Source organism: Rhodanobacter sp. Root179 (assembly GCF_001428465.1).
Lineage (GTDB): Bacteria > Pseudomonadota > Gammaproteobacteria > Xanthomonadales > Rhodanobacteraceae > Rhodanobacter.
The window spans coordinates 32,936-52,537 of the sequence record NZ_LMHR01000066.1 but is presented as its reverse complement, the minus strand read 5'-3'; the positions used below and the strand labels follow the sequence as shown (position 1 = coordinate 52,537).

At 67.7% G+C, this 19,602-nt stretch carries 22 protein-coding genes; 11 read left to right on the top strand and 11 right to left on the bottom strand.

The window, feature by feature from the left end; all coding sequences use genetic code 11:
- Positions 1 to 33: 33 nt before the first annotated feature.
- Positions 34 to 1,860, bottom strand: coding sequence for a DNA helicase RecQ (recQ, locus tag ASD82_RS06675; RefSeq protein WP_056717065.1), 1,827 nt, complete (start codon positions 1,858 to 1,860; stop codon positions 34 to 36).
- A 218-nt stretch (positions 1,861 to 2,078) separates the two neighbouring features.
- On the bottom strand, positions 2,079 to 2,420 hold the full coding sequence (locus ASD82_RS06670) for an MGMT family protein (protein WP_056717064.1): 342 nt from the start codon (positions 2,418 to 2,420) through the stop codon (positions 2,079 to 2,081).
- A gap of 66 nt (positions 2,421 to 2,486) precedes the next feature.
- Between ASD82_RS06670 and ASD82_RS06665 the strand changes: the two genes are divergently transcribed.
- The gene (locus ASD82_RS06665) at positions 2,487 to 2,891 is read left to right on the top strand and encodes a hypothetical protein (protein ID WP_056717063.1); all 405 of its coding nucleotides are present in this window, start codon (positions 2,487 to 2,489) and stop codon (positions 2,889 to 2,891) included.
- Between the two features lie 12 nt (positions 2,892 to 2,903).
- Here ASD82_RS06665 and ASD82_RS06660 read toward each other — a convergent pair whose 3' ends face one another.
- Both ASD82_RS06660 and ASD82_RS06655 read right to left on the bottom strand, forming a co-directional pair.
- On the bottom strand, positions 2,904 to 4,016 hold the full coding sequence (locus tag ASD82_RS06660) for an inorganic phosphate transporter (RefSeq protein WP_056717062.1): 1,113 nt from the start codon (positions 4,014 to 4,016) through the stop codon (positions 2,904 to 2,906).
- A 78-nt stretch (positions 4,017 to 4,094) separates the two neighbouring features.
- A complete protein-coding gene (locus tag ASD82_RS06655; protein ID WP_007805738.1) occupies positions 4,095 to 4,724 on the bottom strand; it encodes a hypothetical protein in 630 nt (209 codons plus the stop codon).
- A 146-nt stretch (positions 4,725 to 4,870) separates the two neighbouring features.
- On the opposite strand from ASD82_RS06655, the gene ASD82_RS06650 reads away from it, so the two are divergent.
- On the top strand, positions 4,871 to 6,193 hold the full coding sequence (locus ASD82_RS06650) for a hemolysin family protein (protein WP_056717061.1): 1,323 nt from the start codon (positions 4,871 to 4,873) through the stop codon (positions 6,191 to 6,193).
- 134 nt (positions 6,194 to 6,327) lie between these two features.
- Here the strand turns inward: ASD82_RS06650 and ASD82_RS06645 are convergent, their stop codons facing one another.
- Positions 6,328 to 7,086, bottom strand: coding sequence for an RNA methyltransferase (locus ASD82_RS06645; RefSeq protein WP_056717060.1), 759 nt, complete (start codon positions 7,084 to 7,086; stop codon positions 6,328 to 6,330).
- A 113-nt stretch (positions 7,087 to 7,199) separates the two neighbouring features.
- On the opposite strand from ASD82_RS06645, the gene ASD82_RS06640 reads away from it, so the two are divergent.
- Positions 7,200 to 8,003, top strand: a complete 804-nt coding sequence (locus tag ASD82_RS06640; protein WP_056717059.1) for an inositol monophosphatase family protein — start codon at positions 7,200 to 7,202, stop codon at positions 8,001 to 8,003.
- 77 nt (positions 8,004 to 8,080) lie between these two features.
- On the opposite strand, the gene ASD82_RS17680 is transcribed toward ASD82_RS06640, so the two are convergent.
- From ASD82_RS17680 to ASD82_RS06625, 4 genes are all read right to left on the bottom strand, one after another.
- Positions 8,081 to 8,254: a hypothetical protein gene (locus ASD82_RS17680; protein ID WP_157581863.1), complete on the bottom strand. Its 174-nt coding sequence runs from the start codon at positions 8,252 to 8,254 to the stop codon at positions 8,081 to 8,083.
- A 128-nt stretch (positions 8,255 to 8,382) separates the two neighbouring features.
- Positions 8,383 to 9,090, bottom strand: coding sequence for a DnaA regulatory inactivator Hda (gene hda, locus ASD82_RS06635; RefSeq protein ID WP_056717058.1), 708 nt, complete (start codon positions 9,088 to 9,090; stop codon positions 8,383 to 8,385).
- On the bottom strand, positions 9,087 to 10,262 hold the full coding sequence (locus ASD82_RS06630) for an AI-2E family transporter (protein WP_056717057.1): 1,176 nt from the start codon (positions 10,260 to 10,262) through the stop codon (positions 9,087 to 9,089). The genes hda and ASD82_RS06630 overlap by 4 nt, the downstream gene beginning before the upstream one ends.
- 4 nt (positions 10,263 to 10,266) lie before the next feature.
- Positions 10,267 to 11,250 carry a DUF2066 domain-containing protein gene (locus ASD82_RS06625; protein WP_056717056.1) on the bottom strand — a complete coding sequence of 328 codons (984 nt, stop codon included), beginning with the start codon at positions 11,248 to 11,250 and terminating at the stop codon, positions 10,267 to 10,269.
- A gap of 166 nt (positions 11,251 to 11,416) precedes the next feature.
- Here ASD82_RS06625 and purM point away from each other — a divergent pair, with 166 nt between their 5' ends.
- From purM to ASD82_RS06610, 3 genes are read left to right on the top strand one after another with little or no spacing between them, the layout of a single operon-like run.
- The gene (gene purM / locus ASD82_RS06620; protein ID WP_056717055.1) at positions 11,417 to 12,445 is read left to right on the top strand and encodes a phosphoribosylformylglycinamidine cyclo-ligase; all 1,029 of its coding nucleotides are present in this window, start codon (positions 11,417 to 11,419) and stop codon (positions 12,443 to 12,445) included.
- 5 nt (positions 12,446 to 12,450) lie between these two features.
- Positions 12,451 to 13,116: a phosphoribosylglycinamide formyltransferase gene (purN, locus tag ASD82_RS06615; RefSeq protein ID WP_056717054.1), complete on the top strand. Its 666-nt coding sequence runs from the start codon at positions 12,451 to 12,453 to the stop codon at positions 13,114 to 13,116.
- Positions 13,117 to 13,150: 34 nt separating this feature from the next.
- On the top strand, positions 13,151 to 13,858 hold the full coding sequence (locus tag ASD82_RS06610) for a DUF3108 domain-containing protein (protein WP_056717053.1): 708 nt from the start codon (positions 13,151 to 13,153) through the stop codon (positions 13,856 to 13,858).
- 358 nt (positions 13,859 to 14,216) lie between these two features.
- Here the strand turns inward: ASD82_RS06610 and murA are convergent, their stop codons facing one another.
- Together murA and ASD82_RS06600 are read right to left on the bottom strand one after the other, a co-directional pair.
- Entirely contained in the window at positions 14,217 to 15,476 is a 1,260-nt protein-coding gene (gene murA, locus ASD82_RS06605) for a UDP-N-acetylglucosamine 1-carboxyvinyltransferase (protein WP_056717052.1), read from the bottom strand.
- Between the two features lie 101 nt (positions 15,477 to 15,577).
- Positions 15,578 to 15,817 (bottom strand): BolA/IbaG family iron-sulfur metabolism protein, encoded by a 240-nt coding sequence (locus tag ASD82_RS06600; protein ID WP_056717076.1) that lies wholly within the window; start codon positions 15,815 to 15,817, stop codon positions 15,578 to 15,580.
- Between the two features lie 207 nt (positions 15,818 to 16,024).
- Between ASD82_RS06600 and ASD82_RS06595 the strand changes: the two genes are divergently transcribed.
- From ASD82_RS06595 to lptB, 5 genes are all read left to right on the top strand, one after another.
- Positions 16,025 to 17,035: a KpsF/GutQ family sugar-phosphate isomerase gene (locus tag ASD82_RS06595; protein WP_056717051.1), complete on the top strand. Its 1,011-nt coding sequence runs from the start codon at positions 16,025 to 16,027 to the stop codon at positions 17,033 to 17,035.
- A gap of 74 nt (positions 17,036 to 17,109) precedes the next feature.
- A complete protein-coding gene (locus ASD82_RS06590) occupies positions 17,110 to 17,652 on the top strand; it encodes an HAD-IIIA family hydrolase (protein WP_056717050.1) in 543 nt (180 codons plus the stop codon).
- Positions 17,649 to 18,245 carry an LPS export ABC transporter periplasmic protein LptC gene (lptC, locus tag ASD82_RS06585; RefSeq protein WP_056717049.1) on the top strand — a complete coding sequence of 199 codons (597 nt, stop codon included), beginning with the start codon at positions 17,649 to 17,651 and terminating at the stop codon, positions 18,243 to 18,245. Before ASD82_RS06590 ends, lptC begins: the two co-directional genes overlap by 4 nt.
- Complete coding sequence (gene lptA, locus ASD82_RS06580) at positions 18,208 to 18,801, top strand: lipopolysaccharide transport periplasmic protein LptA (protein ID WP_056717048.1); 594 nt, start codon at positions 18,208 to 18,210, stop codon at positions 18,799 to 18,801. The genes lptC and lptA overlap by 38 nt, the downstream gene beginning before the upstream one ends.
- A gap of 3 nt (positions 18,802 to 18,804) precedes the next feature.
- Positions 18,805 to 19,524, top strand: a complete 720-nt coding sequence (gene lptB / locus ASD82_RS06575; RefSeq protein ID WP_056717047.1) for an LPS export ABC transporter ATP-binding protein — start codon at positions 18,805 to 18,807, stop codon at positions 19,522 to 19,524.
- Positions 19,525 to 19,602 lie beyond the last annotated feature (78 nt).

The following is a 19,602-nucleotide window of genomic DNA, read 5'->3' as shown; positions in this document are numbered from 1 at the left end:
ATCGGTGGCGCCACCGGTGCGCTGCGGCGAAAGCTAGTCCGCCGCGTTGATCACCGCGAGGAAGTCGCGGCCGTAGCGCTTGAGCTTGGCCTCGCCCACGCCGCTGACGCTGGCCAGCTCGTCCTCGTTGGCCGGCAACGCCCGCAGCATGGCCAGCAAGGTGGCGTCGTGGAACACCACGTAGGGCGGCACGCCCTGCTGTTTCGCCAGCTGGGTGCGCAGCGCGCGCAGCTGGTCCCACATCGGCTGCTCGTAGGCCTCGATGCCCAGGCTGCCGCCATGACGGGGATCGCCGGTGACCAGCTTGCTGTCGCGCCGGCGCCGGGTGGCGCGTTCGGGGCGGGCGTCCTCGCGCAGCCTTACCTGCTTGCCGCCGCTGAGCACGGCGCGGCTGGCAGCGGTGAGCCGCAGCGTGCCATAGCCTTCGGCGTCGGCTTCGAGCAGGCCGGCCGCCAGCAACTGGCGGAACACCGAGCGCCACTGCTTGTCGTCCAGCTCCGCGCCGATGCCGAAGGTGCTCAGGCGATGGTGGTCGAAGCTCAGCACGCGCTCGCTCTCCTCCCCGCGCAGCACCGCGATGACGTGGCCGGAGCCGAAGCGCTGGCCGGTGCGGTACACCGCCGACAACGCCTTCTGCGCGGGCACCGTGGCGTCCCAGGTTTTCGGTGGCGCCACGCAGTTGTCGCAATGGCCGCAGGGGCCGGGATAGCTTTCGCCGAACGCGCCCAGCAGCAGCTGGCGGCGGCAATCGATCGCCTCGGCGTAGGCCAGCAGGGATTCCAGCTTCTGCCGCTCGACCCGCTTGCGCTCATCGGCCGATTCGGACTGCGCGATCATCTGGCTCATGGTGACCACGTCGGACAGGCCGTAGATCATCCACGCCTCGGCGGGCAGGCCATCGCGGCCGGCGCGTCCGGTTTCCTGGTAGTAGCCCTCGATGCTGCGCGGCAGGTCCAGATGCGCCACGAAGCGCACGTCGGGCTTGTCGATGCCCATGCCGAAGGCGACCGTGGCCACCATCACCACGCCGTCCTCGCGCAGGAAACGCTGCTGGTTCTTCGCACGGGTGGCCGCATCCAGGCCGGCGTGGTACGGCAGCGCCTCGATGCCCGATTCGGCCAGCCACGCGGCGGTGTCGTCCACCTTGCGCCGGCTGAGGCAGTACACGATGCCGGACTCGCCCTCGTGGCCGAGCAGGAACTCGCCCAGCTGGCGCTTCGCGTTGTGGCGCTGGCCGACCCGGTAGCCGATGTTGGGCCGGTCGAAACTGGAGACGAATTGCCGCGCGTCCTGCAGTGACAGGCGCTCGACGATTTCCTCGCGGGTGCGCGGATCGGCGGTGGCGGTGAGCGCGATGCGCGGCACGTCGGGGAAGCGCTGGTGCAGGATCGCCAGTTCGCGATATTCGGGGCGGAAGTCGTGGCCCCATTGCGACACGCAGTGCGCCTCGTCGATCGCGAACAGCGCCACTTCGGTGCGTTCGAGCAGGTCGAGGAAGCGTGAGGTCAGCAATCGCTCCGGCGCCACGTAGAGCAAATTCAGCTCACCGGCCAGCAGCTGCCTCTCGACCTCGCGCTGCTGATCCCCCGCCAGGCTGGAATTGAGAAACGCCGCCGCCACGCCGGCCTCGCGCAAGGCGTCGACCTGATCCTGCATCAGCGCGATCAACGGCGACACCACGATGCCGGTGCCCTGACGCAGCAACGCGGGGATCTGGTAGCACAGCGACTTGCCGCCGCCGGTAGGCATCAATACCAGTGCATCGCCGCCCTCGCCCAGATGCTCGACCACCGCCTGCTGCTGGCCGCGAAAACTGGGATAGCCGAAAACGCTTTGAAGAATGTCGAGGGAAGTGGGCATTCCGGGAATGCTAGCAAATGCAGGGGCGCCGCTTCGCGCAAGCGGGTGTGCGCGGGACGCGCGAGGGCTTGTGGGTTGGCGATGACAAGGGGCTTCTCCCCTTCCGTGGGCGGAGAGAAGAGGCGAAGGCAAGGGGCGCTTTGGCTTGTTGGGGCTTCCCTCTCCTCAATCCTCTCCCGCAAGCGGGAGAGGAGGCGAACGCAAGAGGCGCTTTTACTCTATTGGAGCGGGGGGCCCCACAGCGCGTGGTCGAGATCGGCGTCGAGGCCGAACCGCGACAGGGGAACACGGCCGTTCTTTACCTCGACGCCTTCGGCGCGCAGGCGGCGCGACTGTTCGCGGAAGCCGCGGCTTCCCGGCGGCATCGCAATGTGCCCGCTGGAACGCAGCACGCGGTACCACGGCAGTTCCATGCCGTCGGGCACTTCGCCCAGCAGCCGGCCGACCAGGCGCGCGCGACCGGGCAGGCCGGCGCGCGCGGCGATCGCGCCGTAGCTGGCCACGCGTCCTTGCGGAATGGCGGCGATGGCGGCGTAGATGCGGGCGGCGGCATCGTTCATGGTTCACGCGGCGCAAGGGAATCCGTGTCAGAGTAGCTTCCGACCTTCGCCAGCGGAAGCCGCACCATGCGCCACTTCGAAGCCGTGCGTTCCCACATCGGCAGCCTGCACGAGCTGCGCCACAACGATCCCTACCTGATCAGCTTTGACCTGCAGCTGGCGCAGGATCGCAGCCAGGGGATCTACCTGGCCGAGCTCGAGGACGAGGCGGGACGACGCTATCTGCGCATCTCCACGCCGGTGGGTCCGCTGGCCGGCACCGACCCGAACCGCTGCCTGCGCTTCAACTGGCAACAGCGCACCGGTTTCCTCGCGGTCGCCGACCTGGACGGCTCGCCCTATCTGCACCTGTGCGAAAACCGCCCCTACGAATTCCTCGACCAGGCCGAGCTGCAACGCGTGGTCGGCGAGCTGGGCACGCTGGGCGACGAGCTGGAGCAGCTCATCGCCAACAGCAGCGATTCGCTGTAGCCGAAACTTCGCTCAGGACACCAGCCGGAACAGCAGCACCAGCCCGTAGGCCAGCAACGCGGTGATAGGCAGGGTCAGGATCCATGCCCACACCATCCGCTCGACCACCGACCAGCGGATCGCGTTGAAGCGCTTGGCCGCGCCCACGCCCATGATCGAGGCGGACACGTTGTGGGTGGTCGACACGGGAATGCCGAACACCGACGCCACCAGGATCACCGCGGCGGAGCTGGTTTCGGCGGCGAAGCCGTTGATCGGATGCAGCTTGACCATCTTGTGGCCCAGCGTCTTGATGATGCGCCAGCCACCGCCGGCCGTGCCGGCGGCCATGGTCAGTGCCGATACCACCTTCACCCACACCGGGATTTCGAAACCGCCGGCCGGGTTGCCGTCGATGCGCAGGAAGCTCAACCAGTGCGGCAACTGGTCGAACTGGTGGGCGGCGGTGCCGCCGGCCAGTGCCAGCGCGATGATGCCCATGCTCTTCTGCGCGTCGTTCATGCCGTGCGCCACGCCCATCGCGCCCGCCGACAGGATCTGCGCCTTGCCGAAGAACGCGTTGACGAACGGCGTGCGCCCGAATCGGCGCGACCAGCCCTGCCGGTTGGCGAACCAGGCCAGCAACGCGTACAGCGCCCCCATCAGCAGGAAGCTGATGATGAAGCCGCCCAGCGGCGACAGCACCATCGGCACGATCACCTTGGGGATCACGCCGTGGCCCTTGAACACACTGCCCTCGACCCAGATCACCGAATCGAAGTTGTTGCCCGAGGCGGCGATCGCCGCACCGACCAGCGAACCGACCAGCGCATGGCTGGAGCTGGACGGCAGGCCCAGCCACCAGGTGATCAGGTTCCACACGATCGCCGCCAGCAGCGCGCAGATCAGCAACTGCGAACTCATCTCGATGACGCCGGCATTGATCAGCCCCGAGGCGATCGTGGCGGCCACCGCCGTGCCCATGAACGCGCCGACCAGGTTGGTGCCGGCCGCCATCAGCACGGCCTGCCCCGGCGTCAGCACCTTGGTCGCCACTACGGTGGCGATCGAGTTGGCGGTATCGTGGAAACCGTTGATGTAGGTGAAGGCCAGCGCGATCACCACCACCGCGATGACGATGCTCATGGGCGTTCACCGCAGCTGGGGGAAATCCCGCACGGCGTCGCATGCCGGGTTGCAATGCACAGGGTCACGGGCGTGGCCTCAGGAGTTCTTCAGCACGATCGAGTAGACGATGTTGCCGACGTCGCGGCACTTGTCGATGGCCTTCTCGATCAGCTCGAACAGATCCTTGGACAACATCGCCCGCATCACGTCGCCGCCTTCCACGTACAGCGTGCGGTACGGCGCCAGCAGCATGCGGTCGCCTTCGGACTCCAGCGCCTGCAGGCGATCCTGCAGCTTCTTCACCGGGTCGATGCGCAGGCCGCGGCGCAGCTCGTGCACCATCTGCACCACCACCGCGCTGGACTGCTCCAGCACCAGCGCGCGCTGGGCGAAATCCACGCCGACCAGGCGCCCGGCCACGATCTCGTAGCGCTCGGCGAATTTCTCCACGGTCTTGGGAATCTTGTACAGGGCGGAGTTCAGGGCCTCGATGTCCTCGCGATCCAGCGCGGTCACGAAGGTGTTGACCAGGCCTTCGCTGATCTGCGCAGCCAGTTCCTTTTCGCGCGCCCGGGTCACCGCGAACGCGGCCATCACCTGCTCGGCGCCCGGCCGGGTCAGCAGTTCGTGCAGCGCCTTGGCGCTTTCGTGGGCGGTCTCGGCGCTCTGTTCGAGCAAACCGTAGAACTTGTCGCCTTTGCCGAAAATCGTCTGCAGTGAAAACATGCGGGCCACGCCTGATCGAACGGAATGACCGGGATGTTACAGGACTGCCGTGCTGCCCTGCATCAATCCGCATCCATCGGCGGGGTGATGCGCAGGGTCAACACCACTTACACTGTGCCCATGCACCCTCCCCCATCATTGCCGCGATGCTGACCCAAATCGCGCTCGTCCTCGTCCTGGCCCTGTGCAACGGCTTCTTCGCGCTGTCGGAGATGGCCCTGGTGGCTTCGCGCAAGAGCCGCCTCAAGCAGATGGCCCTGAACAGCCGCAAGGCAGCCGCGGCATTGCGCCACGCCGAGGCGCCGGAGCATTTCCTGTCCACCGTGCAGGTCGGCATCACCCTGGTCATGCTGATCACCGGCGCGATCGCCGGCGACGCGCTGGGCGGCCACATTGCCGCCGCCTTGGAGGGCACGCGCCTGACCTGGCTGCTGCCGTACGCGCGGATCATCGGCATCGTGCTCGGCTTCGTGCTGATCTCGTACATCCAGATCGTGTTCGGCGAACTGGTGCCCAAGCGGCTGGCGCTGGCCTCGCCGGAGAAGGTGGCCTCCTACGTGGCCATCCCGATGCTGGTGCTGTCACGGATCACCGCGCCGTTCGTGTGGCTGCTGAACCATTCCAGCAACCTGCTGCTGCGCATGTTGCGGGTCAACCAGCTCGGTAGCGGCATGGTCACCGAGGAGGAGATCCGCCTGCTGGTGGCCGAGAGCGCCGAACAGGGCGTGCTGGACCCGGATGAGCACAACATGGTGAACCGGGTGCTGCGCCTGGGCGACCGCACGGTAGACAGCGTGATGACCCCGCGCATGCGCATCGCCTGGCTGGACATCGCCGGTACCCGCGAGGAGAACATCGAGGTGCTGCGCGAAACGCCGTATTCGCGCTACCCGGTCTACCGCGGCGACGAAAGCGACGTGGTCGGCGTGGTCGAGGTCAAGCGCCTGCTGCACAGCTTCGCCGAAGGCATGCCGGAACTGTTCGAACACCTGTCGAAACCCCTGTTCGTGCCCGCCGCCGCCCGCGCGCTGGACCTGCTGGAGGAATTCCGCGACGCCGAAACGCCGCTGGCGCTGGTGGTCGACGAGTACGGCGACATCGAGGGCGTAGTCACCGTCAACGACCTGCTGGCGGCCGTGGTGGGCGCCAGCCAGATCGGCCACGGTGGCGGCAACGAGGCCAGCCCGATCATGCAGCGCGCCGATGGCAGCTGGCTGATCGACGGCAGCCTGCCCACCGACGACCTGCGCGAACTGCTGCAGATCAGCACGCTACCGGGCGAGGACGAACACGATTTCCGCACCGTCGCCGGCATGGTGATGACCGCGCTGGGCCACGTGCCGCAGACCGGCGAAGTGTTCGCCTGGCACGGCATCCGCTTCGAGGTGGTCGACCTCGACGGCGCCCGCATCGACAAGCTGCTGGTCACGCCGGCACCGTCGCTGGAACCGTCCGACGACGAGCAGTAACACTGCTTATGTTCCTCCCCCTGCTTGGCAGGGGGAGGCCGGGAGGGGGTAGCCCGAGCTTGCCCCAAAGCTGAAATCAAGAGCGAACCCCTCCCCGGCCCTCCCCTGCATTGCAGGGGAGGGAGCGAAGCGGGCTACTTGTCTTTTGCCAGTCCCGCCATTCGCTGCGCGTCAGCCAGGATGCCGTGCAGCACGCGCAACTCGCGTTCGTCCGGCTGGGCGCGCTGGAACAGCTTGCGCAAGCGCAGCATGATCGTGGTGGGCTCGCGGCCCTTGTGGAATTCGATGTCGTTCAGGGTCTGCCCCAGGTGGCGGTAGAACTGCTCCATCTGCGCGGCGTCGGCCGGCGGCTCGTCGTGCTCGGGCGGTGGCGCGGGCAAGTCGTCGCCCAGCATCGCCAGACGCACCTCGTAGGCCATCACCTGCACCGCCTGCGACAGGTTCAGCGAACTGAAGTCGTCCACGCTGGGAATCCGCACCATCGCGTGGCAGCGCGCCAGTTCCTCGTTCTCCAGCCCGGTGCGCTCGTTGCCGAACACCAGCGCCACCTGCTCCCCGCGCATCGCCGCGGCCAGCACCTGTTGCGCCGCCTCGCGGGGGGAAATTTCCGGCAGGTTCACCCCGCGCCGGCGCGCCGACAAGCCCAGCGCCAGGCTGGTGCCGGCCAGGCCTTCAACCAGCTCGCGATGGATGCCGGCCCCGGCCAGCACGTCGTCCGCGCCCGCAGCCAGCGCGTTGGCCTCCGGGTCGGGGAAGCGGTACGGCGTCACCAGCTCCAGTCGCTGGAAGCCCATCGTGCGGATCGCCCGCGCCGCGCTGCCGATATTGCCCGGATGCGAGGTGCGCACCAGCACGTAACGGATGCGGGCGGCGAGGTCGTGGAGATCGGTCATGCGCTGGGCGGATTGGCGGTGCGGGTCGACAAGGATAGTGGACAAGGGCGCCCGGGGCTCGCCTCTGCTAGAATCGCCGGCCGCAAACCCGCTCTCTTCCAAAGTCGATACCCATGGCCAGACCACACGTCACGATCGCGGCGCGCGCCGCGCGTTCAGCAGGCAATGTGATCCTGCGCTACATGAACCGCATCGACGGCCTCAACATCGTCGAGAAGCAGCAGATGGACTTCGTCTCCGAAGTCGACAAGCTGGCCGAGGCGGAAATCATCAAGGAACTGCGCCGCGCCTACCCCGACCACGCGATCCTCGCCGAGGAAAGCGGCGCGATCGGCAAGGGCCCGCTGACCTGGGTGATCGACCCGCTGGACGGCACCCACAACTACCTGCGCGGCATCCCGCACTTCAGCGTCTCCATCGCGCTGCTGGAAAAGGGCGTGCCGATCCACGCCGTGGTGTTCGACCCGCTGCGCGACGAGCTGTACACCGCCAGCAAGGGCGATGGCGCCTATCTCAACGACCGCCGCATGCGCGTGTCCAAGCGCGAGAACCTGGGCGGCGCGATGATCGCCACCGGCTTCCCGTACCGCCAGCGCGAACACCTGGTGCCGCAGCTGGACATGACCCGCGCCATCCTCGGCCAGGCCGAGGACATCCGCCGCTCCGGCTCCGCCGCGCTCGACCTGGCCTACGTCGCCGCCGGCCGCTACGACGGCTACTTCGAGATCGGCCTGAAGCCGTGGGACATGGCCGCTGGCGTGCTGCTGGTGCATGAAGCGGGCGGTCGCTACTGCGACTTCGCCGGCCGCGACGGCATCCCGGAAAGCGGCAACATCGTCGCCGGCAACCTCAACGTGGCCAAGGCCATGGTCGACGCGATCGGTCAGCAGGCGACGCCGGCGTTGCTCAAGGCCTGAGCGCCTCCCCCCTTCCGTGAAAAAACAACGGTGCCCATGGGCACCGTTGTTTTTGTCATAACGAAACTGGCTCTGCGTCAGCGTGACGCCTGCGCCTGCCGCAGCCGTTTCATGAGAGCCTGCACGAAAAGCAGGTCGGTGACGGAATCGCCCATATCCTCGTCTTCGCTCAAGAGCAATTGCGCCTCGTACTTTTTCAGCGAAAGCAGCAGATACGTCAGTTCCCTGTCTGTGAATTCGAGTGCACTCATCGGTGTTCCAGGTCAATAAATGGAAGTAACAAGATCAATGCCGCGCAGGCTGAACGGAACTTGCGCAACCAACGAAAGGAAGGCGGAAACCGGCATCTTGCGAGTAATCGACAATCGTCCGAGTCGACTCAATATCCTGATTCGTCAGCCTCGCGCAGGAAGCTGCGCAGGAACGGCACGGTGATCCGCCGCTGCGCCGCGAGCGAGGCCTGATCCAGCTTGTCGAGCAGGTCGAGCAGCGCGCCGAGATCGCGCGCATAGCGGGTGAACAGCCAGTCCAGCACGCTGTCATCCAGTTCGATGCCGCGTGACGCGGCTTGCGCTTTCAGCACCATGCGGCGTTCGTCGTCGTCCAGCGACTTCAGCGCGAACTGGGTGCAGGCACCGAGGCGCGAGCGCAGGTCGGGCAGTTCGATGCCGAGCCGGGTGGGCGTGGCGTCGGCGGCGAACAGCAAGGCGCTGCCTTCGGCGCGGGCGCGGTTGTAGAGGTCGAACAGCGCGTGTTCCGCGTCGCGGTTGCCGGCAATGGCGCCCAGATCGTCCAGCGCCAGCAGTTCGCCGCCGGCGACGCCGCGCAAGGCCGCGGCATGGTCGGCAATCGTCGCCAGCGGCAGGTATTGCACGCGCCGTTCGGCGGCGATGGCGGCCTGGCAGGCGGCCATCAGCAGATGGCTGCGGCCGCTGCCGCTGGCGCCATGCAGGTAAACCCACGGTGCACCGGGCTGCAGCGCCAACGCCTGCACCGCGGCCAGTGCGGCGGCATTCGCGCCGGCATGAAAATGTTCGAAGCGCTGCCGGCGTGGCCAGCGCAGCGCGAGCGGCAACTGCGGGATCATGGCGTGGACGAGTCGCCCGGCGATGCCACGTCGACCGCGGAAGTCTCGACCTCACCATCGTGGTGCACGGCCACATCCACCTCGGCGATCACCGGATCGTCCGGCCCTTCCTCGTTGTACAGCTCGCTCATCCGGTAGCGTTCGATCAGGTAGCGCAGCAACACCATGATCACCGACGCCGCCGGCAGCGCCAGCAGCACGCCGAGGAAGCCGAACAGGTAGCCGCCGGCCAGCACCGCGAACATCACCGCCACCGGGTGCAGGCCGATCTTGTCGCCGACCAGCTTGGGCACCAGCACGTAGCCTTCCAGCAACTGGCCGACCGCGAACACGCCGCAGACCAGCAGCACGTGGGTCCAGTCGCCGTACTGCACCAGCGCGGCAATGATCGCCGCCACGAAGCCGATGATGAAACCCAGGTACGGCACGAAGCTGAGCAGACCGGCGACCATGCCGATCAGCAGGCCCACCTGCAGCCCGACCATGCCCAGGCCGGCGCCGTAGAAGACGCCCAGCGCCAGCATCACCAGCAACTGGCCGCGCACGAAGGCGCCGAGGATCTTGTCCGACTCGCTGGCCAGGTGCGCGATGGTGGGCTGGATCGAGCGCGGCAGCATGCCGTCGATCTTCGCCACCAGCCGATCCCAGTCGCGCAGCAGGTAGAACGCCACCACCGGGATCAGCACCAGATTGGTCAGCGCCATGGCGATGCCCAGACCCGAGCGCGAGACCTTGCCGATCACCGCGGTGGCGACGCCGCCGATCGAGCCGATGTGTTCCTTGATCGCCGTCAGCATCCGATCGCTGTCGAAGGTGTGCGGGTCCAGGTGCAGCCGCGCCTGCAGCCACGGCCACACGGTGTTCTGCGCCCAGTCGCCATAGCGCGGCAGGTTGCCGACCAAGTTCTCGACCTGGCGCGCGATCAGCGGGATCAGCAGCAGCAGCACGCCGACCACCGCCACCAGGATCACCACGAACACGATCGTGGCCGACCACATCCGGTTGAGGCCGAGCCGCTCCAGCCGGTCGGCCAGCGGGTCGCCCAGATAGGCCAGCATCGCGGCCACCGCGAACGGCATCAGCACCGGCGCCAGCAGCCACATCAGGTAGCCGATCACCAGCACGATCGCCAGCAGTTGCCAGCGCCGCGAAATGTCCCTGTCCTGATTCATCCCGTCACCTCAGCCAGCGCAGGTTCGCGTCGGCGCCCGGATGCGGTTCGCCCTGCAGCAGCAGGTGGCCGCCCGCGGCGAGGTTGGCGGCCAGCGCGCTGATCGGAACCGCCGCCTTGATGTCCAGCAGCACGGCATCGTTCTGCGCGCCCAGGGTCAGCACCTGTTTCACCGTCGGGTCGTCCTGCAAGGTGGAGATCAGCCTGGCGTAATCCATCGCGCTGTCCAGCCCGCTGACCCACAGTTTGCCCTCGCTGGGGCCGGCGCCAATCACGTTGAGCTGCTTGCCCAGCCGGTCGACCAGGCCGTTGCCGGCATCGCCCAGCAGGCTGTCCGCGCTCGCGCCCTGCGCAGTCCAGTGCTGGGCCTGGCCACCGGAAATCAGCGTCCAGTCCGCGCTGTTGCCGGCGAGCTTGCCCAGCAGGACCAGGCCGGTGCGGTACTGCTGGTTGACCCCGGCCAGGGCCGACGGGTCGGCAGCGGCGATCTTGGCCGGATCGGGCGCGCTGGCCGCATCGGGATACACCACGTTGATGCCGCGCGCGTTGGCACTGGCCGCCAGGCTGGCCAGTGCCGTCTGGTCGAGCAGATGACCATTGCCGTCCTGCACCAGCAACAGCACGGGCGGCTTGATGCCCGCGCTTTGCACGCCCAGCTTCGAGACCAGCCGGCGCACCGAACCGGGCTCGAAATCCACGTTCAGGATCAGCCCGGTGGCGGCGCGCTGGTACTGGAATTTCTGCACCATGGAGGTGGCCTTGCCCAGGGCATCGGCGTAACCGGCGTTGCTGCGCAGATCCTGCCCGCCGGCGACCCGCGTCAGCACCTGGGCCAGCGCGGTGGAGAACGCCTGGTCGCGCTGGGCGTCGCTGGTGTCGGCCACCGGCACCACCACCGAATACGGCGAGCCGGCGAGCTGGGCATGCAGGGACGGCAAGGCGGCAAAAGCCAGCAGCAAGGTGAGCATCAGCAGGCGGGACAGGCGCATGGGGCAGGCATCTTCTTGGAGAAATCTCCCGGGAAGTCTGCCCAATAGTGTCCCCAGCGTCCATCGCGACGGTGTCGAAGCCGGCGAAGGCGAACGGCAACGGCGCCACAAGCTGGTAAACTTGCGCGTTTCACCCACGCCGCAGATCCTGACCAAGGTCCTCGCCATGTCTGACGCCCTCACCTACCGCGCCGCCGGCGTCGATATCGATGCCGGCAATGCGCTGGTCGAACGCATCAAGCCGCTGGTCAAGCGCACCCTGCGGCCCGAGGTGATGGGCGGGCTGGGCGGCTTCGGCGGCCTGTTCGACCTTTCCGGCCGCTACAGGGAGCCGGTGCTGGTCTCGGGCACCGACGGCGTGGGCACCAAGCTGAAGCTGGCGCAGATGCTGAACCGCCACGACACGATCGGCATCGATCTGGTCGGCATGTGCGTCAACGACGTGCTGGTGCAGGGCGCCGAGCCGCTGTTCTTCCTCGACTATTTCGCCACCGGCAAGCTGGACGTGGACACCGCCGCGGCCGTGGTCGGCGGCATCGCCACCGGCTGCGAGCTGGCCGGCTGCGCGCTGATCGGCGGCGAGACCGCCGAGATGCCGGACATGTATCTGCCGGGCGAATACGACCTGGCCGGCTTCACCGTGGCCGCGGTGGAAAAGTCGCAGATGCTGACCGGCGACGCGATCGTGGCCGGCGACGTGGTGCTGGGCGTGGCCTCCAGCGGCCCGCATTCGAACGGTTACTCGCTGGTGCGCAAGATCCTCGAACGGGCGGGCAGCCCGCTGGATCTCGACCTCGGCGGCGTGAAGCTGGTCGACGCGCTGATGGCGCCGACCACGATCTACGTCAAGCCGATGCTGGGATTGCTGAAGAATGAAACCGTCCACGGCATGGCTCACATCACCGGCGGCGGCCTGAAGGAAAACATCATCCGCGTGGTGCCGGATGGCCTCGGCATTGCACTGGATGCCACCGCGATCGTGCTGCCGCCCGTATTCGACTGGCTGATGCGCGAAGGCAACGTGGCGCGCGAGGAAATGTGGCGCACGTTCAACTGCGGCGTCGGCTTCACCGTGATCCTGCCGCGCGAAGCGGTGGCCGGCGCGTCCGCGCTGCTGGCCACGCACGGCCTGGCCAGCTCGGTGATCGGCGAGATCGTGCCCGCGCAGGGCGACGAGCGCGTGCATATCGGCTGATCCGTTTGGCCTCCGCACCCGCCAAGGTCGCCGTGCTCGCCTCCGGGCGCGGCAGCAATCTCGCCGCCCTGCTCGACGCGCGTGCGCGCGGCGAACTGCCGGTCGAATTCGTGCTGGTGGGCAGCGACAAGGCCACCGCCGGCGCACTGCGGCTGGCCGAAGCCGCCGGCATCGCCACCCTGGCGCTGGACCCGCGCAGCTATGCGGATCGGCGCGCGTTCGATCTCGACCTGTTCAAACGAATCACCGACAGCGGCGCCGAATGGCTGGTGCTGGCCGGCTTCATGCGCATCCTCGACGGCGAGGCGCTGCGACCGTGGGCGGGACGCATCATCAACATCCACCCCTCGCTGCTGCCGAAATACCGGGGCCTGCACACGCATCGTCGCGCGCTGGAAGCAGGCGACGCCGAGCATGGCGCCAGCGTGCATTTCGTCACTGCCGAGCTGGACGGCGGCCCGGTGATCGCCCAGGCGCGCCTGCCGATCGTGGCCGACGACGACGAACAGTCGCTGGCCCAGCGGTTGCTGCCACTGGAACACCGCCTGCTGCCGGCGGTGCTGGCCGACCTGGCCCATGGTCGACTGCAATGGGACGGCCACGGCCCACGCTTCGACGACCAGTCGCTGGCGATGCCATTGCAACTGGGCGAGCACGGGCTGCAGCCTTAAAGCAGGTTCAGCCCGGCCTGCGCAGACTCGGCGCATGACTATCCGATCCCTGCTCGCTCCCCTGCTCGGCCTTGGCCTGCTGTTCGGCAGCCACGCCGCCGCAGCCACCCAACCCCAGGCCTTCACCGCCACCTACGACGTGCTGCAGGGTGGCCAGCCCATGGGCGTCGCCACGATCCGGTTGCACGCGGCCGGCGACGGCCAGTGGATCTACAGCAAGGACGTCAAGGGCACCGGCGGACTGGCCGCCCTGCTTGGCGCCAGCGTCAGCGAATCCTCGCGTTTCCGCTGGAAAGGCGACGTGCCCGAGGCGATCAGCTACGACTACCGGATGCAGGCCGCGGTGAAGCAGAAGCAGCGACACCTGGCGGTGGACTGGGCGGAAAACCGGGTCAGCGTCGACGAGGGCAAGGGCGCGCAGAGCTATCCCGCCAGTCCCGGCATGGTCGAACGCAACACCCTGGCGCTGGCGCTGGGGTTGGCGCTGCGCGACGGCAGACAGCAGATCGCCCTGCCGGTGGCGGTACGCCAGGAAGTGCAGACGCAGAACTTCAAGGTCAGCGGCAAGGAAACCGTCAAGGTACCCGCCGGCAGCTTCGACGCCGAGCGCATCGACCGCACCGACGCCGACCGCGGCTTCAGCGCCTGGTACGCCCCCGACCGCTACCCGCTGCCGGTGAAACTGGCCCAGCACGACGGCGGCGACCTGGTGCTGGAACTGGTGAGCTACCGGGCCGAGTAAGCCCAAACCCGCATCCCCGGCAGACCCGCCGCCCCGACAAACCGCCGCCCCGGCAAACCCGTAGCCCCGAGAGCACCTTGATCCCTCCCCCTGCTCGCAGGGGGAGGAAGGGAGGGGGTAGCTCAGGCCCTCGCGGAAAATCGGCGAAACCAGCGGGGGTAGCTCACGCCCTCGCAGAAAATGAGCGGAACCCGCGGGCTAGCCCAAGCCCTCGCGGAAAACGGGCGGAACCCGCGGGGCTAGCCCAAGCCCTCGCGGAAAACGGGACGGAACCAGCGGACTAGCCCCCCTCACCGAAGATCAAGCGCCCCCATCCCAACCCTCCCCTGCTACGCAGAAGAGGGAGCAAGACGAAGGATCAGTTCGGCAGACGCCGGATCTTCGCGCCAAGCACACCGAGCTTCTCCTCGATGTTTTCGTAGCCGCGATCGATGTGGTAGACGCGGTCGACGGTGGTGTCGCCCTTGGCCACCAGGCCGGCCAGCACCAGGCAGGCCGAGGCGCGCAGGTCGGTGGCCATGATCGGCGCGCCGCTCATCCGGGACACGCCCTGGATCACCGCGGTGTTGCCTTCGAGCTGGATGTTCGCGCCCAGTCGCTGCAATTCCTGCGCATGCATGAAGCGGTTCTCGAACACCGTCTCGGTCACCACGCCGGTGCCTTCGGCCACGCAGTTGAGCGCGGTGAACTGCGCCTGCATGTCGGTGGGGAACGCGGGGTATGGCGCGGTGCTGATGTTGACCGCCTTTGGCCGACGGCCACCCATGTCCAGCTCGATCCAGTCGTCGCCGGTGGAGATGTGCGCGCCGGTCTCCTCCAGCTTGGCCAGCACGGCCTCCAGCGAGCTGGCCCGGGCATGGCGGGCACGCACCTTTCCACCGGTCATCGCGGCGCCGACCAGGTAAGTGCCGGTTTCGATGCGGTCGGGCAGCACGTCGTGCTGGGCGCCGTGCAGTCGTTCGACGCCATGGATCACCATGGTCGAGGTGCCCACGCCCTCGATCTGCGCGCCCATCGCGATCAGGCAGTGCGCCAGATCGACCACTTCCGGCTCCTGCGCCGCGTTCTCGATCACCGTGGTGCCCTGCGCCAGCGTGGCAGCCATCATGATGTTCTCGGTGCCGGTGACGGTGACCATGTCCATCACGATGCGTGCGCCCTTCAGCCGCGATGCCTTCGCCTTGATGTAGCCGTTTTCGACCGTGATCTCGGCACCCAGCGCCTGCAGGCCACGGATGTGCTGATCGACCGGACGCGAGCCGATCGCGCAGCCGCCCGGCAGCGAGACCTCGGCCTGGCCGAAGCGCGCCACCAGCGGCCCCAGCACCAGGATCGAGGCGCGCATCGTGCGCACCAGGTCGTAGGGCGCCACGCAGGTGCTGGTGGTGCGCGGGTCGACGTGCATCTTCATGCGGTCGTCCAGCACCAGTCGCACGCCCATCTGACCGAGCAGCTCGATGAAGGTGGTGACGTCATGCAGGTGCGGCACGTTGCCGATGCTCACCGGCTCGTCGGCCAGCAGGCACGCAGCGAGGATGGGCAGCACGGCGTTCTTGGCGCCGGAAATGGCAACCTCGCCGTTGAGTGGCGTGCCGCCGCTGATCAGGATTTTGGCCATGGGTGCAGGGAATCGGGAATGGAGAATCGGGAATGGAAAATCGGAGGAGCCGAGGTCGGGCGCGGAACTGGACGGAATGGCTTTTGACCATTCCCCAGTCCCTATTCCCTGTTCCCGTCTTCCTCCGGAGTCAGTGTCTTCAGCGCCAGCGCGTGGATCGCACCGCCCATCAGCTCGCCCAGCGTGGCGTACACCAGCCGATGCCGGGCCAGCGGCAACTTGCCGCCGAACTGGCTGGCCACCACGGTGGCCTCGAAATGCACGCCATCGGCGCCGCTGACCTCCGCCTTTGCACCGGGCAGGCCCTGTTCGATCATCGCCTGGATGCGGCTGGAGTCCATCGGGTAGTGTTCCATGAGGTGGTCGGGCCAGCCGGAAGGCGGATTCCCGCTGGAACGGAATCCTTTGTGCTGGCTTATCACGTTAAAATGGGAAGATGCCATGGTAATGGAAATACGCTGGCGCAGAAATGACGAGGGCTCGGCAGCAGGCGGAACCGGCCCGCTTTCCACCGCCCTCCGTGTCCCCGCCACCTTGCCTGAGCCCTCATGAACGCACGCACCGCCCCGCCCCTCCCGACCTCGCTGGATGCCGACCTGGTCACCCGCAGCGCACGCACGGTGGTCGCCACCGAAGCGGCCGCCGCGCTGGCGCTGGAATCGCGGATCGGGCCGGAGTTCGTCGAGGCCTGCCGGCTGATCCTGGGCTGCAAGGGCCGCGTCGTGGTCAGCGGCATGGGCAAGTCCGGCCATATCGGGCGCAAGGTCGCTGCCACCCTGGCTTCCACCGGCACGCCGGCATTCTTCGTGCATCCGGGCGAGGCCAGCCATGGCGACCTCGGCATGATCCTGCCGCAGGACGTGGTGCTGGCGCTGTCCTATTCCGGCGAGACCGACGAACTGCTGTTGATCCTGCCGGTGATCAAACGCCAAGGCATCCCGCTGATCGCGATCACCGGACGCCCCACCTCCTCGCTGGCGACCCAGGCCGACGTGCACCTGGACGGCAGCATCTCCAGCGAAGCCTGCCCGCTGGGCCTGGCGCCGACCACCAGCACCACGGTGGCGCTGGTGTGGGGTGACGCGCTGGCGATCGCCCTGCTCGAGGCACGCGGGTTCACCTCGGACGACTTCGCCCGCTCGCACCCGGCCGGTGCGCTGGGCCGCCGCCTGCTGTTGCACATCAGCGACGTCATGCATACCGGCGACGACGTGCCGAAGATCTCGCCCGACGCCGGGATCACCGCCGCCCTGGTCGAGATGACCCGCAAGCACCTGGGCATGACCGCCGTGGTCGACGCCGATCAGCGCCTGCTGGGCGTATTCACCGACGGCGACCTGCGCCGCGCGCTGGACGACGAAGGCGTGGACCTGCGCGGGGCCACCGTGGCCGAGCTGATGACCCGCGGCCCGAAAACCATCGGCGCCGACAAGCTGGCGGCCGAGGCGGCGCAGCTGATGGAGAAATACCAGATCCACGCCCTGCTGGTGGTCGACGACGAACAGCGCGTGGTCGGCGCGTTGAACATTCATGATCTGCTCCGGGCGCGTGTGGTCTGATCCCGATTTGCCCCGGCAAATCGGAAAATCAGGCAAACCCGCCTTTCGAGGCTTTTCACAGCAACCATGGACTCATGACCTACCTCGCCAACCTCTCCGCCGACATCCTCACCCGCGCCGCGAAAATTCGCCTGGCCGTGTTCGACGTGGATGGCACGCTGACCGACGGCCGCCTGTGGTACGGCGAGGATGGCCGCGAAACCAAGGTCTTCCACGTGCATGACGGCCTGGGCCTGAAGCGGCTGCAGGCGAACGGCGTGCAGGTGGCCATCATCACGGCACGCATCAGCCACCCGGTGTCGCTGCGCGCCGAGGAACTGGGCATCAGCCACGTCTACCAGGGCCAGGGCGACAAGCGCGGCTGCCTGCAGCAATTGCTCGACGCCCTGCAGCTGACGCCCGAACAGGCCGCCTTCGTCGGCGACGACCTGCCCGACCTGCCGCCGATGCACATCGCCGGGCTCGCCGTGGCGGTGGCCAACGCCCACCCCTGGGTGGCCGAGGCGGCGCACTGGCAGACCACCCGCAGCGGCGGCATGGGCGCGGCGCGCGAGGCCTGCGATCTGATCCTGCACGCCCAGGGCAAGAGCGACGCCGAACGGGAGCGCTGGCAGTGAGCCTGCGCCTGTGGCTGCGCGACCGGCGCCTGCCGGCCGCGACCATCGCGATCGCGCTGGCTGCCGGCGTCGCCCAGATCCTGCTGTGGTGGTTCGGTCCGGCGCCCAGGACCAACGACTTCGTGGGCCCGCCGCGCTCGGGCTACACCCTGACCGACGCCCGCATGACCGAGTTCAACGCCGAGGGGAAGCCCAGCTTCCACCTGCAGTCGCCGCACCTGGAACGCCGCGAGGGCGACGACTCGCTGTACCTGAATTCGCCCACGTTCCAGCTGCCGGCGAACCAGGCTGGCGTCCCCGACTGGCAGGGCAAGTCGTTGTATGGCTGGGTCAACAAGAGCGGCACCGAGCTGAAACTGCAAGGTCCGGTCGACATGCACCGGGCAGCCTTCCGCGACGCGCCCGCCGCGCAGATCCAGACCGCCGACATCACCGCCTGGCCGAAACAGAACCGGCTGGAAACCGCCGCGCCCGCGCAGATGGTGCAAGGCGGCACTAGAATCAGCGGTATCGGCATGCGCGCCGACCTGAATGACAAACACCTGGAGCTGCTCGATGACGTTCATGCCACCTTCCCGCCGCGCAAGCGCTAGGTTCGCGCTCGGCATTGCCGCTCTGGGCCTGCTCGCGGCACAACCTGCCCTGGCGAAAAAGAGCGACCGCCTGCAGGAAATGCACGTCGGCGCGAAGCATTTCGACGGTTTCCAGAAGCCCAACAGCGTCAGTACGCTGAGCGGCAGCGTGGTGATCACCCAGGGCACCCTGAAAGCCACCGGGGCGCAGGCCAAGGTGTATTTCGACGGCGACAGCCAGATCAGCCGCGTGGTGATCACCGGCAGCCCGGCCCATCTCGAGCAACTGGACGAGAACAACAACCTGGTGCTGGGCGACGCCGCCACGCTCGACTACGACAACCTCAAGGGAATCGCCGTACTCAGCGGCAACGCCTCGATCACCCAGAAGGGACGTGGCGACGCCCACGGCGACAAGCTCACCTACAACACCGAGACCAGCCAGATGACCGGCGAAAGCAGCGGTGACGGCCTGGTCCACATGACCTTCAAGCCGAAGGCGAAACCTGCCGACGACGCGGCGCCCGCCGCATCCTCGAGCACACCGGCCAAGCCGGCCACGCAGGGACAGCCGTAACCGATGCTCTCCGCCGAAGGTCTGCAAAAGAGTTTCAAGTCGCGCCAGGTCGTGCGCGAATTCGGTTTCTCGATCCGCGAGGGCGAAGTGGTCGGCCTGCTCGGCCCCAACGGCGCGGGCAAGACCACCTGCTTCTACATGGTGGTGGGACTGATCGAGGCCGACGCGGGCAGCATCAAGCTGGACAAGCTCGACATCACCGGCCTGCCGATGCATGCGCGCGCCAAACTCGGCATCGGCTACCTGCCGCAGGAAGCGTCGGTATTCCGCCGGCTCAGCGTGTCCGACAACATCATGGCGGTGCTGGAACTGCGCGACGGCCTGACCGCGCAGCAGCGCGAGACCGAGCTGGAAAACCTGCTGGACGAGCTGAAGATCGCCCACATCACCGAACAGAAAGGCATCAGCCTGTCCGGCGGCGAGCGGCGCCGGGTGGAAATCGCCCGGGCGCTGGCCGCCAACCCCCGCTACATGCTGCTGGACGAACCGTTCGCCGGCGTCGATCCGATCTCCGTGGGCGAAATCCAGCGCATCGTGCGCCACCTCAAGGAACGCGGCATCGGCGTGCTGATCACCGACCACAACGTGCGCGAGACCCTGGGCATCTGCGACCGCGCCTACATCCTCAACGAGGGCGAAGTGCTGTCGCGCGGCACGCCGGCACACATCCTGGCCGACGACAAGGTGCGCGAGGTGTACCTGGGTCGCGAGTTCCGGCTCTGAAAAAGCTGTCGCGGCATCTTTCGGCGCCACGGGAATCTATGGCCGCGCCCGCAGGCTCGGGTTACGATGGCCCGCGTC

What these genes read in the sequence shown, in the direction of transcription:
- ASD82_RS06600 (WP_056717076.1), bottom strand. Translation starts at nt 15,817, where the DNA reads ATGGACTCCAGCCGCATCCAGGCGATGATCGAACAGGGCCTGCCCGGT.
- lptA (WP_056717048.1), top strand. Translation starts at nt 18,208, where the DNA reads ATGACGTTCATGCCACCTTCCCGCCGCGCAAGCGCTAGGTTCGCGCTC.
- ASD82_RS06630 (WP_056717057.1), bottom strand. Translation starts at nt 10,262, where the DNA reads ATGAATCAGGACAGGGACATTTCGCGGCGCTGGCAACTGCTGGCGATC.
- recQ (WP_056717065.1), bottom strand. Translation starts at nt 1,860, where the DNA reads ATGCCCACTTCCCTCGACATTCTTCAAAGCGTTTTCGGCTATCCCAGT.
- ASD82_RS06650 (WP_056717061.1), top strand. Translation starts at nt 4,871, where the DNA reads ATGCTGACCCAAATCGCGCTCGTCCTCGTCCTGGCCCTGTGCAACGGC.
- ASD82_RS06655 (WP_007805738.1), bottom strand. Translation starts at nt 4,724, where the DNA reads ATGTTTTCACTGCAGACGATTTTCGGCAAAGGCGACAAGTTCTACGGT.
- ASD82_RS06595 (WP_056717051.1), top strand. Translation starts at nt 16,025, where the DNA reads ATGAACGCACGCACCGCCCCGCCCCTCCCGACCTCGCTGGATGCCGAC.
- purM (WP_056717055.1), top strand. Translation starts at nt 11,417, where the DNA reads ATGTCTGACGCCCTCACCTACCGCGCCGCCGGCGTCGATATCGATGCC.
- hda (WP_056717058.1), bottom strand. Translation starts at nt 9,090, where the DNA reads ATGATCCCGCAGTTGCCGCTCGCGCTGCGCTGGCCACGCCGGCAGCGC.
- murA (WP_056717052.1), bottom strand. Translation starts at nt 15,476, where the DNA reads ATGGCCAAAATCCTGATCAGCGGCGGCACGCCACTCAACGGCGAGGTT.
- ASD82_RS06660 (WP_056717062.1), bottom strand. Translation starts at nt 4,016, where the DNA reads ATGAGCATCGTCATCGCGGTGGTGGTGATCGCGCTGGCCTTCACCTAC.
- ASD82_RS06670 (WP_056717064.1), bottom strand. Translation starts at nt 2,420, where the DNA reads ATGAACGATGCCGCCGCCCGCATCTACGCCGCCATCGCCGCCATTCCG.
- ASD82_RS06625 (WP_056717056.1), bottom strand. Translation starts at nt 11,250, where the DNA reads ATGCGCCTGTCCCGCCTGCTGATGCTCACCTTGCTGCTGGCTTTTGCC.
- lptB (WP_056717047.1), top strand. Translation starts at nt 18,805, where the DNA reads ATGCTCTCCGCCGAAGGTCTGCAAAAGAGTTTCAAGTCGCGCCAGGTC.
- ASD82_RS06665 (WP_056717063.1), top strand. Translation starts at nt 2,487, where the DNA reads ATGCGCCACTTCGAAGCCGTGCGTTCCCACATCGGCAGCCTGCACGAG.
- ASD82_RS06645 (WP_056717060.1), bottom strand. Translation starts at nt 7,086, where the DNA reads ATGACCGATCTCCACGACCTCGCCGCCCGCATCCGTTACGTGCTGGTG.
- ASD82_RS17680 (WP_157581863.1), bottom strand. Translation starts at nt 8,254, where the DNA reads ATGAGTGCACTCGAATTCACAGACAGGGAACTGACGTATCTGCTGCTT.
- ASD82_RS06640 (WP_056717059.1), top strand. Translation starts at nt 7,200, where the DNA reads ATGGCCAGACCACACGTCACGATCGCGGCGCGCGCCGCGCGTTCAGCA.
- ASD82_RS06610 (WP_056717053.1), top strand. Translation starts at nt 13,151, where the DNA reads ATGACTATCCGATCCCTGCTCGCTCCCCTGCTCGGCCTTGGCCTGCTG.
- ASD82_RS06590 (WP_056717050.1), top strand. Translation starts at nt 17,110, where the DNA reads ATGACCTACCTCGCCAACCTCTCCGCCGACATCCTCACCCGCGCCGCG.